The 12,637-nt window shown below is 72.3% G+C and carries 14 protein-coding genes; 8 read left to right on the top strand and 6 right to left on the bottom strand.

The genetic code is table 11. From position 1 onward, the window contains the following. Window positions 1–55 precede the first annotated feature (55 nt). On the top strand, window positions 56–946 hold the full coding sequence (locus tag IH26_RS0111960; RefSeq protein ID WP_030436228.1) for a ribokinase: 891 nt from the start codon (window positions 56–58) through the stop codon (window positions 944–946). A gap of 34 nt (window positions 947–980) precedes the next feature. Here IH26_RS0111960 and IH26_RS0111955 read toward each other — a convergent pair whose 3' ends face one another. The 3 genes from IH26_RS0111955 to IH26_RS0111945 all read right to left on the bottom strand — a co-directional run bounded on the left by IH26_RS0111955 (window position 981) and on the right by IH26_RS0111945 (window position 2,627). Next, window positions 981–1,715, bottom strand: a complete 735-nt coding sequence (locus tag IH26_RS0111955) for a methyl-accepting chemotaxis protein (protein WP_030436227.1) — start codon at window positions 1,713–1,715, stop codon at window positions 981–983. A 75-nt stretch (window positions 1,716–1,790) separates the two neighbouring features. Next, the gene (locus IH26_RS0111950; RefSeq protein WP_030436226.1) at window positions 1,791–2,150 is read right to left on the bottom strand and encodes a DoxX family protein; all 360 of its coding nucleotides are present in this window, start codon (window positions 2,148–2,150) and stop codon (window positions 1,791–1,793) included. 9 nt (window positions 2,151–2,159) lie between these two features. Then, entirely contained in the window at window positions 2,160–2,627 is a 468-nt protein-coding gene (locus IH26_RS0111945) for a DUF6232 family protein (protein WP_030436225.1), read from the bottom strand. Window positions 2,628–2,685: 58 nt separating this feature from the next. Here IH26_RS0111945 and IH26_RS0111940 point away from each other — a divergent pair, with 58 nt between their 5' ends. The 5 genes from IH26_RS0111940 to IH26_RS0111920 all read left to right on the top strand — a co-directional run bounded on the left by IH26_RS0111940 (window position 2,686) and on the right by IH26_RS0111920 (window position 8,821). Then, window positions 2,686–3,459: an enoyl-CoA hydratase/isomerase family protein gene (locus IH26_RS0111940; protein ID WP_030436224.1), complete on the top strand. Its 774-nt coding sequence runs from the start codon at window positions 2,686–2,688 to the stop codon at window positions 3,457–3,459. Between the two features lie 40 nt (window positions 3,460–3,499). Continuing rightward, window positions 3,500–4,045, top strand: coding sequence for a hypothetical protein (locus IH26_RS59705; protein WP_157437159.1), 546 nt, complete (start codon window positions 3,500–3,502; stop codon window positions 4,043–4,045). 27 nt (window positions 4,046–4,072) lie between these two features. After that, window positions 4,073–5,680: an Hsp70 family protein gene (locus IH26_RS0111930; protein ID WP_030436222.1), complete on the top strand. Its 1,608-nt coding sequence runs from the start codon at window positions 4,073–4,075 to the stop codon at window positions 5,678–5,680. 33 nt (window positions 5,681–5,713) lie between these two features. Further along, window positions 5,714–7,336, top strand: a complete 1,623-nt coding sequence (locus IH26_RS0111925; protein ID WP_030436221.1) for an acetolactate synthase — start codon at window positions 5,714–5,716, stop codon at window positions 7,334–7,336. A gap of 447 nt (window positions 7,337–7,783) precedes the next feature. Beyond that, window positions 7,784–8,821: an IS110 family RNA-guided transposase gene (locus IH26_RS0111920; protein WP_030436220.1), complete on the top strand. Its 1,038-nt coding sequence runs from the start codon at window positions 7,784–7,786 to the stop codon at window positions 8,819–8,821. A 622-nt stretch (window positions 8,822–9,443) separates the two neighbouring features. Here IH26_RS0111920 and IH26_RS0111915 read toward each other — a convergent pair. The 3 genes from IH26_RS0111915 to IH26_RS0111905 are packed head-to-tail and all read right to left on the bottom strand — an operon-like array spanning window position 9,444 to window position 10,524. Further along, the gene (locus IH26_RS0111915) at window positions 9,444–9,794 is read right to left on the bottom strand and encodes a PLDc N-terminal domain-containing protein (protein WP_030436219.1); all 351 of its coding nucleotides are present in this window, start codon (window positions 9,792–9,794) and stop codon (window positions 9,444–9,446) included. 38 nt (window positions 9,795–9,832) lie between these two features. Further along, window positions 9,833–10,141 (bottom strand): DUF202 domain-containing protein, encoded by a 309-nt coding sequence (locus IH26_RS0111910; RefSeq protein ID WP_030436218.1) that lies wholly within the window; start codon window positions 10,139–10,141, stop codon window positions 9,833–9,835. After that, complete coding sequence (locus IH26_RS0111905) at window positions 10,138–10,524, bottom strand: YidH family protein (RefSeq protein WP_030436217.1); 387 nt, start codon at window positions 10,522–10,524, stop codon at window positions 10,138–10,140. The genes IH26_RS0111910 and IH26_RS0111905 overlap by 4 nt, the downstream gene beginning before the upstream one ends. A 352-nt stretch (window positions 10,525–10,876) precedes the next feature. On the opposite strand from IH26_RS0111905, the gene IH26_RS0111900 reads away from it, so the two are divergent. Both IH26_RS0111900 and IH26_RS0111895 read left to right on the top strand, forming a co-directional pair. Further along, the gene (locus IH26_RS0111900; RefSeq protein WP_030436216.1) at window positions 10,877–11,656 is read left to right on the top strand and encodes an electron transfer flavoprotein subunit beta/FixA family protein; all 780 of its coding nucleotides are present in this window, start codon (window positions 10,877–10,879) and stop codon (window positions 11,654–11,656) included. A gap of 16 nt (window positions 11,657–11,672) precedes the next feature. Next, a complete protein-coding gene (locus IH26_RS0111895; RefSeq protein WP_030436215.1) occupies window positions 11,673–12,605 on the top strand; it encodes an electron transfer flavoprotein subunit alpha/FixB family protein in 933 nt (310 codons plus the stop codon). The last annotated feature ends 32 nt before the right edge of the window (window positions 12,606–12,637 follow it).

Raw genomic sequence — 12,637 nt, 5'->3', positions numbered from 1 at the left:
CGGCGTCGCAGGCGAGGGCCAGAAGGGCATGCCAAAGATGAAGAGGGCTCACTAAATGGCGCCGCGCATCGTGGTTGCCGGCAGCGCCAACATGGACCTGGTCGGCCTGGCCGAGCGGCTGCCCCTGCCGGGCGAGACGGTGCTCGGCGACGACTTCGTGATGATGCCCGGCGGCAAGGGCGCCAACCAGGCGATCGCCGCCGCCCGGGCCGGCGGCCAGGCGGTGTTCCTCGGGGCGATCGGCTCCGACTCGTTCGGCGTCACGCTCAACGCCCGGCTGAACGCGGCCGGCGTGGACACCGCCCACCTGCGCACCAGCTACGGCGCCTCCGGAGTCGCCGTGATCATGGTGGATCGCGCCGCGGAGAACTCGATCCTGGTCGCCCCCGGCGCGAACAGCACGTTCACCGGTCTCACCGAGGCCGAGGAGCGGGTGATCGCGAGCGGCGACGTGCTGCTCTGCCAGCTGGAGATCCCGATCGAGACGGTGACCGCCGCCTGCCGGGCCGCCCGGGCCGCCGGCACCCGGACGATCCTGAACGCCGCGCCGGCCCGCGAGCTGCCGGCCGAGCTGCTGGCGAACGTCGACCTGCTGGTGGTCAACGAGGTCGAGGCGCAGGCCATCACCGGCCTGCCGACGCCCGACATGTCGGCGCTGCTCGCTTTGGTGCCGCGGGTGGTGATGACGCTGGGCGGGGCGGGCTCCCGGTACGCCGAGCGCGACGGCCGGGACCAGACCGTGCCCGCGTTCGTGGTCGAGGCGACCGACACCACCGCGGCCGGCGATGCGTTCACCGCCGCGCTGGCGGTCGCCTGGGGTGAGGGTCGTGACCTGCTCGAGGCGGTGCGCTGGGCCAACGCGGCCGGCGCGGCCTGCGTACGGAAGCTGGGCGCCTCGAACGCGCTGCCCAGCCGGGCCGAGATCGACGAGCTCTTCGCCGCCTGATCAGTCGCTTGGCCGGCCGCCTGAAGCCGCCTGATCAAGCGTGCCGGGCGGTCTCCACGAAGCGGCTCACCTCGGCCCGCAGGACCTCGGCCAGCTGGGACAGCCCGTTGGTGCCGTGCCCGCCGTCCACCGCGACCGCGATGCCGTTGGTCAGCCCGCTCATCTCGCGGATGCTGTCGGTCACCGTCTCCAGCACCGCGATCGCGTCGGCGGCGACCTCCTGCACCTTGTTGACGTGCCCGGTGATCTCGCCGCTCGAGCCGCTGGTCTCGTCGGCGAGCGTCTTGACCTCGCCGGCCACCACGCTGAAGCCGAGCCCGGCCTCCCCGGCCCGGGCCGCCTCGATGGTGGCGTTCAGCGCCAGCAGCCGGGTCTGCTTGGCCACCTGGTTGATCAGGTCGACCGCGCTGAGGATCTGGTCGGCCGCGGTTCGCAGCGAGGTCACCGTCTCCAGCCCGCGTTCGGCCTCGGCGACCGCGGCCCGGGCGAAGTCGGCCAGCCCGTTCGCCGACGCGCCCATCTCGGTGGCGGCGGTGGCCACCTGCTCGGAGACCCGCAGCACCGCGTGCTCGAGCTCGTCGGCGAGCGCTATCCGGGCGGCGTTGGCCTCGGCCAGCCGGTCGGCGCTGTTGCTCAGCATGGCGTTGACCGCGTCCCGGCACTCCGCCACGCCCGGCCCGTCGCCCAGCTCCGGCAGCCGGGCCGTCACCTCGCCGGCGGCCGCGCGGCGGCACACGTCGGCGATCACCAGCAGGGTCCGGTCGTCCATGGTCCGATCGTCCCGAAACCGGCCGCCCGGCGCTGCGGAACGGCCGAATCAGCGGGCCGGTCGGGACCCGTCGAATCAGCGGGCCACGCGGCGGGCCCACAGCACAAGCGGGACCTGCAGCGGCAGCCGCCCGTACGCGACGGCCCGCCGGGCCGGCGACGCGTGCCGCCAGTCCACGGCCATCTTGACGTTGGCCGGGAAGACCGCAGCGAACAGCCCGGCGGCGGCCAGCGCGCCGGCCCGGCGGGTGCGCGGATGGGCGACCGCGGCGGCCACCGTGAGCTCGGCCGCGCCGCTCAGGTAGGTCCAGGTGCGCGGCGAGCCGGGCAGCGCGCGCGGCACGATCGCGTCGAACGGCCCGGGCACGAGGAAGTGCAGCGTACCCATGGCGGCCAGGAACCCGGCGAGGCCGAGCGCGTCCCTCTTCACGGTCATGCGCCGATGCTACCGGCGGGTAACCTCAGTCGGCTCCAAAGCGCGCTGCAGGGCCCGGTAGATCCGCCCGAACCGGGCCGCGTCGGCGGTCCGCAGCAGCAGGACGTCGCCGTGCCGGGTGCGGCCCCAGATCTCGCGTGGCCGGCTGCCCCGGTCGTAGGAGCGGTCCACCCGGTCGAGCAGCAGGTCGGCGAGCGGCACGGCGGCCAGCCCGACCAGGATCCCGCCGCCGACCAGCCCGGCGGTCACCCCGAGCGACGCGTGCGCGACCAGGGCGATCCCCACGCCGAGCACGCCGACCACGATCGGCAGCAGCATCGCCAGGCCGAGCACGCCCCGGTTGGCGACCGTACGCCAGGACCGCCGGCCCGCCCGGTGCCACACCTGGCGCAGCTCGGCCAGGGCGTAGTTGCGCCCGTTCAGCCGGATCCCGGACGACGTGACCCAGGCTTCGCCGTCCCGGTAGTAGGTGGTCACTTACCCTCCGTACCCGTCGTAGGCTCTCGCTTAACCAACACTCAGGGAGGCGTGTTCCGTGGGCGAGTTCGTGCAGCTGGAGATCACCGACGGCATCGGCACCATCCGGATCGACCGGCCCCCGATGAACCCGCTCAACACCCAGGTACAGGAAGAGCTCCGGGCCGCCGCGCATTCCGCCGCCGGGTCCGAGGAGGTCAAGGCCGTCATCGTGTACGGCGGGGAGAAGGTCTTCGCGGCGGGCGCGGACATCACCGAGTTCACCGAGCTCACCTACCGCGACATGGTGCTGCGGGCGACCGCCCTGTCCGGCGCCTTCGACTCGGTCGCACAGATCCCCAAGCCGGTGGTGGCGGCGATCACCGGCTACGCCCTCGGCGGCGGCTGCGAGCTCGCCCTCGCCTGCGACTGGCGGGTGGTGGCCGACGACGCCAAGCTCGGCCAGCCCGAGATCCGGCTCGGGCTCATCCCCGGCGCCGGCGGCACCCAGCGGCTGGCCCGGCTGGTCGGCCCGGCCAAGGCCAAGGACCTGATCTTCTCGGGCCGGATGGTGGACGCCGAGGAGGCGCTGCGGATCGGCCTGGCCGACCGGGTCGCGCCGGCCGCGGAGGTGTACGCCACCGCCGAGGCGCTGGTCCGCCCGTACGTGAAAGGTCCGTCGCTGGCCCTGCGCGCGGCGAAGCAGGCGATCGACAGCGGGCTGAGCATGGATCTGGCCAACGGCCTGGCCCTGGAGTCGCAGCTGTTCGCCTCGTTGTTCGCCACCGAGGACATGGCCGAGGGCACGGCCGCGTTCGTCGCGAAGCGTAAGCCCACATTTACCGGGCGCTGACGCTCGCTTCCATCGATCGCGTGCCATAAAGTCCGTCGATGTGGAATCGTTACCCGCCGCGGGCACGGTGCGTCGCACCGTGCGCGTGGCGGTCGCCCTCGTGGTGGGTCAGGCGCTGCTCGTCGGGCTGATCGGGTGGCTCACCCTCGGCCGGGCCGGCGGCTCCGACCGGGCCGTCGACCAGCTGGCCGCGCCCCCGGTCACTCCGCGGCCGGCGAACACCAGCCGGTACGCGGCTCTGCCCGCCCCGCCGAGCACCTCCGCGGCCACGCCGACGCCCGCACGGCGCGCCACCTCCGCCCGCAGGGCCGGCCCGGCCACCGCCACGTCCCGCGCGCCGCGCCCGTCCTCACCCCCGGCGACGACCGTGGCGCCCGAGCCTGCCCCGTCGATCGTGGTCGCCACCACCATCGTTCCCCCGGTGCCGCTGGTGCCGGCGTTGACACCGTCGCCGTCCGGGACGCCCGGGCCGGTCGTGATCGGCGGCACCTGCGCCCCGGAGGGGGTGTACGCGTACACCGCCGACGGTCTGTTGGTCCGCTGCGCTCGTACGTGGCGTCACCGACTGCGCTGGAAGATCGTCTAGGGGACGGGACCCCCTAGAATCTCCGTCATGGCCACTGACCCTGGGGGCCCGAAGCGGCACGCCCTCGGCGTGGACTTCGGGACGTCGAACACCGTCGCGGTGGCACGCTGGCCCGACGGCCGCGCCCGCCCGATCCTGGTCGACGGCTCGCCGCTGCTGCCCTCGGCCGTCTACGCCGAGCCCGGCGGCGGCCTGGCCGTGGGCCGCGACGCCGTGCACAGCGCCCGGCTCGACCCGGCCCGCTTCGAGCCGAACCCGAAACGGCGCATCGACGACGGCCTGGTGCTGCTGGGCGACCACGAGTTCGAGGTGGTCGACCTGATCGCCGGCGTGCTCGCCCGGGTCACCGAGGAGTGGCACCGCGCGGTCGGCCCGGTCCGCCCGGATACCACCCTGACCTGCCCCGCCACCTGGGGAGCGGCCCGCCGTGGGCTGCTCGCCGAGGCCGCCGCGCGGGCCGGGCTGGAGAACGCCCGGCTGGTCGCCGAGCCGGTCGCCGCGGCCACCTACTTCGCCGAGGTCCTCGGCCGGGACGTGCCGATCGGCTCGGTCGTGGTGGTGCACGACTTCGGGGCGGGCACCTTCGACGCGAGCGTGGTCGCGCGTACGGCATCGGGTTTTGAAGTCATGGCGGTCGACGGCCGGGACGACGTCGGCGGCCTCGACGTGGACGCCGCGATCGTCGAGCACCTGCGCACCGACGAGTGGCAGCGGCTGCTCGAGCCGACCACGATCGAGGAGCGCCGCGCCCGCCGCCAGCTCTGGGACGACGTGCGGATCGCCAAGGAGCGGCTGTCCCGCGCCCAGTCCGCGGACTTCGTGGTGCCGCTGCTCGACACCGAGGTCCATCTGACCCGCGACGAGCTGGAGGAGCTGGCCCGCCCGGTGCTCGACCAGACGGTCCGCATCACCGACGGGCTGCTGCGCTGGGCCGACCTGCCCGAGGGGCGGCTGGCCGGGGTGTTCCTGGTCGGCGGCGCGAGCCGGATCCCGCTGGTGGCGACGCTGCTGCACCGGAGGCTGGGCGAGGCGCCGGTGGTGATCGAGCAGCCCGAGCTGGTGGTGGCCGAGGGCAGCATCCTGGCCGACGCGGCGCTGCTGACCGCCCAGCCGGCGGCGCCCGGGCCGACCGGCGAGCTGCGGCTGGTGTCGCAGGGGTGGGACGACGCGGCGACCGTCCGGGGGGCTCGGCTCGCGCCGCCGGTGCACATCCCGGGCAGCACCGGGTTGCAGCCGGCCGTCGACCCGTGGCCGCACGCCGATCACGGGTGGGTGCCGGATCCGCAGGCCACCGTGCCGACCGCGCGGCCGCGTTTCGACCCGCCGCCACCCGTACGGGATGATCCGCCGGTTCGGAAGGCAACCAGCCGGCCGGTTTCCCCGTCGCCGCAGGCGGCGCCTCCGCCGCGCACCAAGTCGACCACCCTGGTCGCGCCCCCGCCCAAGGCCGCAGAGCGGAAGCCGCGCCGGACCGGACGGTTCCTGCGCTTCCTGCAGATCATGCTGAGCATCGTGGTGATGGTGGCCGTGCCGCTGACCGCGCTGGTGGTGGCCTACGGTTACGGCAACGGCGACACCTGGACGAACAACGTCGAGAACCTGGTGCGGGACATCGAGGGCCTCCTCGGTATCTGAAACTTATTCACCTTTTGTGTACCGGAGGCGGGCGTGGCGGAAGTGATCGAGGGGCACGGCGGCGATCTGGCGCTCGCGGCGCTGCGGGCGTTCGGCGTCCGGGAGATGTTCACGCTCTCCGGCGGGCACGTGTTCCCGCTCTACGACGCCGCCCACAAAGAAAACTTCCCGATCTTTGACGTACGCCATGAGCAGAGCGCCGTGTTCGCCGCCGAGGCCGTCGCCAAGCTGCAACGGCGCCCCGGCGTGGCCGTGCTCACCGCGGGCCCCGGCGTCACCAACGGGATCTCGGGGCTGACCAGCGCATTCTTCAACGCCTCGCCGGTGCTCGTGCTCGGCGGCCGGGCGCCGCAGTTCCGCTGGGGCTCGGGCAGCCTGCAGGAGTTCGACCACGTGCCGCTGGTCGCGCCGATCACCAAGTACGCCGGGACGGTCACCGACACCGACGGGATCGCCGGCGAGATCACCGCGGCGCTGACGGCGGCGCTGACCGCGCACCGCGGGCCGGCCTTCCTCGACCTGCCGCTCGAGGTGATCTTCTCGGCCGGGGAGGCGGCGCGGCCCGGCACGCCCGCGGTGCCGCTCCTCGAGGCGGATCCGGAGGAGGTGGCCCGGGCGGCGACGTTGCTCGCCGCGGCCGCGCGCCCGGTGATCATCGCGGGGTCGGACGTCTGGGGCGGCGACGCGATCGACGCGCTGCGGGCGGTGGCCGAGGCGCTGCAGGTCCCGGTCTTCACCAATGGGATGGGTCGTGGGGCGCTGCCGCCGGCGCACCCGCTGGCCTTCTCCAAGGCGCGGCGGCCCGCGCTGAACGAGGCCGATGTGGTGTGCGTGATCGGGACGCCGCTCGACTTCCGGCTCGGGTTTGGAGAGTTCGGGGCGGCCCAGGTGGTGCACATCGTGGACGCGCCCACGCAACGGGCGACGCACGTTTCCCCGGCCGCTTCCCCGGCCGGCGACCTCCGCCGGATTTTAACCGAAATTGCGGGATTTAGTGGGTCGATTGTCGACCACGCTGAATGGATCGACGGGCTGCGGTCGGCCGAGGACGCCGGCAAGTCCCGCGACGCCGAGGCGATGGCGGCCGAAACCGACCCGATCAAGCCGGCCCGCGTCTACGGCGAACTACGCAAGATCCTGGCGCCCGACGCGGTGACGATCGGCGACGGCGGCGACTTCGTCTCGTACGCGGGCCGTTACCTCGAACCCGCCCAGCCCGGCACCTGGCTCGACCCCGGCCCGTACGGCTGCCTCGGCACCGGCATGGGCTACGCGATGGGGGCCCGGGTCACCTACCCCGACCGCCAGATCTGCGTGCTGCTCGGCGACGGCGCGGCCGGCTTCTCCCTGATGGACGCCGAGTCCCTGGCCCGGCAGAAGCTGCCGGTCGTCATGGTGGTCGGCAACAACGGCATCTGGGGCCTGGAGAAACACCCGATGAACGCGATGTACGGCTACGACGTCGCCGCCGACCTGCAGCCCGGCCTCCGCTACGACGAGGTGGTACGCGCCCTCGGCGGCGCCGGCGAAACAGTCGAAAAGGCGGCCGACCTCGGACCGGCCCTGACCCGCGCCTTCGACTCAGGCGTCCCCTACCTGGTCAACGTCCTAACTGACCCGACCGACGCCTACCCCCGCACCTCCAACCTCGCCTAGCCCAGCGCTTCCACGGCCGGCAGCACCCCTACACCCAGGCGCCCCGTATCCGGAAACGGCCCTCGCCAGCCCAGCGCTTCCACGGCCGGCGGCACCCCTCACCCCCAGGCCTCCCGGGGTGCCCCGTATGCGGGAACGGCCCTCGCCTAGCCCAGGAACGGCCCGCGATCGCCCCGCTGATGAGGAGAGGCCGGTTTTCGGCACCGCGGGGTTTGCGGTACCGAAAACCGGCCTCTCCTCATCAGCCCCAAAGATGACATGCATCCGGCTCGGCAGGGTCGGATGAGCTGAGGGCCGTGCGGTTCACTCGTTCACGGGCGGGTGACTCCGGTTGACAGCCAGGGGACGCGCGGAACCTCCTCAGCTCAGACGCATCACGGCAATCGCAGCGGTTGCCGGGGTGGTGCGTTCGACATCGATGTGGTCACGGAGCCTGAGGAGGTCCCGATGTCAATCGTAGGCGGCCTGGACATTCACCGGAAGCAACTGACCTTCGACTACCTCGACACCGATACCGGAGAACTACGCCGGGGCCAGGTGTCACCCGCCGACCGGAACCACTTGGCCGGCTGGTTGCAGCGTTTCGACGGGCGCACCGACGTGACCTTCGCGGTGGAGGCCTGCACCGGCTGGCGCTACGTGGTGCACACGCTGCAACGCGCCGGGATCACCGCGCAGCTGGCCGAACCGGCCGACACCGCGGCCGCCCGAGGCCCGAAGCGGCGGGCCAAGACCGATCGTGCCGACGCCCGGCTGCTGCGGGAACTGGCCTGCGACGGCCGCGTCCCGCAATGCTGGATTCCCCCGGTCGCGGTACTGGAACATCGGGCCTTGCTGGAGTGCTACCACGACCTGCGCCGTGAGCACACCGCCTGGGTCCAGCGCATCCACGCAACCTGCTTCCACCACGGCACCGCGGCGCTGGGCACCGGTGGTATCGACACCGCCGACGGCCGCGCCCGGCTGCGCCGCATCACCGAGGCCGAGCTGTCCCCGGCCGCGCAGGTGCAGATCACCGTCGCCCTGGCGATGCTGGACACCCTGGAAACCCACCTCGAGGATCTGCGCCGCCGGCTGGTGAGCATCGCCCGGCACCTGCACGGGGCCAGGGTGCTCACCGACCCGCTCTACGGGGTCGGGCCGATCACCGCGCTCGCCCTATGCTGCTGGCTCGGCGGCGCCGGCCGGTTCACCTCATCCCGGCAGGCCGTCCGGTTCACCGGCCTCGATGTCACCGTCTACTCCTCCGACGGCAAACGCACCCCCGGACACCTGTCCCGGCAAGGCCCACCCGTGCTGCGCTGGTGCGTCTACGAAGCCGGCAAAACCCACGCCCGTAACAGCGCCCCCGACCACGCCTACTACGCCCAGGTCGCCGACCGCGTCAACGGCAAACGCGCCGCGATCTCCGAAGCCCGCAAACTCGTCCGGCAAGCCCACCACATCCTCGCCGACCTCGGCGACGCCGCGTTCACCACGGCCTGACCCCCCAACCATCAGTGATCACTGCTCGATGCCGTGCGGCATGGACCTCGGGGCCACCATCCCGATGGGGACACCACGCGGCCAGCTCCCGAAACGCCCCTGTCACCGGCCACAGGCACACCCCGCTATCCGGAACAGCCACCCGGCCAGGGCCTCCAAAGACTGAGCGGCCGCATCCCCCCGCCGGGCGGGGGGACACCCAATCCATCATCTTGTCGCCGGGCCAAGAACCCACAGCCCGCGGGCCTAGGTAAGGCTGGCTGCCCCAGTCCACGACCCACACGACACCAAGTGATCGCTCCCCCGGCAACCCCCCAAGGAGAACAACCACCCGACCACTCAACGCCGACCAGTCAACACCCCGGCCAGCGGCCCCAACCCGGGGCCTCGGGCAGGCACTCAGACACTGCCCAAATCCCGGAACAACCACCCCCGAACCGGTCAAACAATCACTTGTTATCGACCGCCGAAGCAGGTAAGGGGCGATCGCCCGCGGCGCCGGAGGCGACGCCAGCCAGCTCAGCCCGCGGCGCCGAAGGCGACGCCAGCCAGCCCAGCCCGCGGCGCCGGAGGCGACGCCAGCAAGCACAGCTGGCGACGCCAGCCAGCTCAGCCAGCAGACTCAGTCGTCGTCGTGGTTGTTCTTGTTGTTGAACTCCTTCTCCCACTGGGCGAGCATCTCGCGGTCGCGACGGGACTGCTCGGTGTTCATCGAGCGCAGGAAGTCGGCGTCGTCGTCCGGTGAGGACGGGCGCGTCCGGCCGCGGCGGATCGGCATGCCCTCGTGCGGCGGCGGGACCGGCCGGCCCCAGAGGAAGTAGGAGATCGGCCCGAGCAGCGGGACCAGGACTATCAGCAGCACCCAGACGGCCCGCGGCAGGTTGCGGACGCGCTCGGCGGACAACACGCTGATCAACGCCAGCACAAAGAGGACCAGCTGCACGGCAGCCAGGAAGATGAACAACCGGACCATACGGCAATGATGACTCGGCCCGGGCGCCGCGGCACCGATCAGAGCATGACAACCAGCCCGCCGAGGACCGCAAGGCCCGCCGCGAGCAGTGCGTAGACCGGAATCAGTCGGCGGCCCGGCCGCGGCGGGGCGCTGCGCAGGCCGTGGGAGCGGCGGTAGGCGAGGGCGATCATGGCGACCCAGCCGGCCATCGCCAGCGCGGCGATGAGCCAGGCGAGCACGCCGGCCCCGGGCCGGAACGCCGGTCGGGCGGCGAGCAGGCCGACCGCGGTCGCCGACAGGCCGGTCCGCCGCCAGGCCAGCCGGGTCCGCTCGGCGGCCGCTCCGGGATCTGGGGTCGGCGTCACTGGACGGCCTTGATGATGACGGCGGCCGCCAGCAGCAGCGCGCCGGCCGCCACCACCATCGCCAGGATCGCCGGGAACTTCGAGCCGGGCAGTTCCTGGCCCAGCCGCATGGCCCGCTCGGTGCGTGCCCAGTGGTCGACGGCGCGCAGCGCGACCAGCGCGCCGAGCAGCAGCAGGGCGATCGCGATGACCTCGCGCAGGTGCGCGACCGAGAGCGGGGGCAGGAACTGCGCGCAGGCCAGCCCGCCGGCGATCAGCGCGAGACCGGTGCGGATCCAGGCGAGGAAGGTGCGCTCATTGGCCAGCGAGAAGCGGTAATCGGGCGTACGGCCGACGGTTGGTTGGTCTTCCGGGTCGAACCACTGCCGCAGGGCGCCGAACACCGGTTGATTATCGACCGCGAGGGTCAAGAAGGCTTCCCCAGAGCGTGCGGACTTCGTCACTGACGCAGTGCTCGCGCAGCTGGCCGCAACGGCACCACGGCGACTCCGGACCGGTCCGGCCGTGGGACTCGGGCGCGAGCGTCGACGAGCGTGGTGTTGTATGGGTGTCGGGCGGCTTGAACCCGCCGAGTAGTGGAGCGATTTGGCCGGACATATCGCGACACCTCCTCAGCCCATCATGGTGAGGTGTGTCACTGTGGGTGGCTCTCACGCGTAAGCTACTGGCGGGTAACCTCGGGGTGGCGGTCCGACCGCAACGGTGCGTTCATAACAGGAGGGTCGTAGTAGCGCGATGAACATCGTCGTTTTGGTGAAGCAGGTACCCGACTCCGGTGCGTCGCGTGACTTGAACGCGAGCGATTTCACCGTTGAGCGGGCTTCGGCGAGCAACGTCATCAACGAGATGGACGAGTACGCCATCGAGGAGGCGTTGAAGATCAAGGAGGCGCACGGCGGCGAGGTGACGATCCTGACCATGGGTCCGGCGTCCGCCACCGAGGCCATCCGCAAGGCGCTCTCCATGGGCCCCGACAAGGCCGTCCACGTGCAGGACGACGCGCTGCACGGCTCCTGCGCGGTGACCACGTCCAAGGTCCTCGCGGTCGCGCTCGGCACGCTGAACGCGGACCTGGTGCTCTGCGGCTCGGAATCGACCGACGGCCGGGTGCAGGTGATGCCGCACATGCTGGCCGAGCGGCTGGGGATCGCCGCGCTGACCGGCGCCCGCAAGCTGACCGTCGACGGCAACCAGCTGACCGCCGAGCGGCAGACCGACGAGGGCTACGAGGTGGTCACCGCCGCCACGCCGGCGATCGTCAGCGTCTGGGACACCATCAACGAGCCGCGGTACCCGTCCTTCAAGGGCATCATGGCCGCCAAGAAGAAGCCGGTGCAGACCCTCGCGCTGGCCGACCTCGGCGTAGCGGCGGGCGAGGTCGGCACGGCCGGCTCGACCAGCCAGGTGCTCGAGTTCGCGGCCCGGCCGGAGCGTACCGCCGGGCAGAAGGTCACCGATGAGGGCGACGGCGGCACGCAGCTGGTCGCGTACCTCGCCACCGAGAAGTTCGTCTGAGCGGGGAGGAGAAACCATGGCTGAGGTATTGGTGGTTGTCGAGGCCGGGGTCAAGAAGGTCACGCTGGAGCTGCTGACCATCGCCCGCGGGCTCGGCTCGCCCAGCGCGGTGGTCTTCGGCGAGGCCGACGCGGCAAAGCTCGCCGAGTACGGCGCCGAGAAGGTCTACGTCGCGTCGGGCGATGACGTCGAGGGTTACCTGGTGGCTCCGAAGGCCACGGTGCTCGCCTCGCTGGTGCGGGAGAAGCAGCCCGCCGCCGTGCTGCTGGCCTCCACCCAGGAGGGCAAGGAGATCGCCGGCCGGCTCGCGGTCAAGCTGGACAACGGCCTGCTCACCGACGCGGTCGCGGTCGACGCCGACGGCACCGCCACCCAGGCGATCTTCGCCGGGTCGGCGACGGTCAAGTCCAAGGTCACCCGCGGTCTGCCGATCGTGACCATCCGCCCCAACTCGGTCACCCCCTCGACCGCGCCCGCGGCGGGTGCGGTCGAGCAGCTCGCCGTCGCGGTGTCGGAGGCCGACAAGCTGGCCAAGGTGGTCGAGCGGGTCGCCGAGAAGAAGGGCTCCCGCCCCGAGCTCACCGAGGCGTCCGTGGTCGTCTCCGGTGGTCGCGGTGTCGCCAGCGCGGACAACTTCAAGCTGGTCGAGGAGCTGGCCGACCTGCTCGGCGGCGCGGTCGGCGCGTCCCGCGCGGCGGTCGACTCCGGCTTCTACCCGCACCAGTTCCAGGTGGGCCAGACCGGCAAGACCGTCTCCCCGCAGCTGTACGTGGCGCTGGGCATCTCCGGCGCGATCCAGCACCGGGCCGGCATGCAGACCTCGAAGACGATCGTCGCGGTCAACAAGGACCCCGAGGCCCCGATCTTCGAGCTCGCCGACTACGGCGTGGTCGGCGACCTGTTCAAGGTCGTACCGCAGGCCGCCGAGGAGATCCGCAAGCGCAAGTGATCGCGGGCTTGGGTGGTCTCCCGGGAGACCAC

It is taken from the genome of Actinoplanes subtropicus (assembly GCF_000721705.1).
In the GTDB taxonomy this organism is placed as follows: Bacteria; Actinomycetota; Actinomycetes; order Mycobacteriales; family Micromonosporaceae; genus Actinoplanes; species Actinoplanes subtropicus.
The sequence above is the reverse complement of the archived record's forward strand: the minus strand, read 5'-3'. Positions and strand labels throughout refer to the sequence as shown.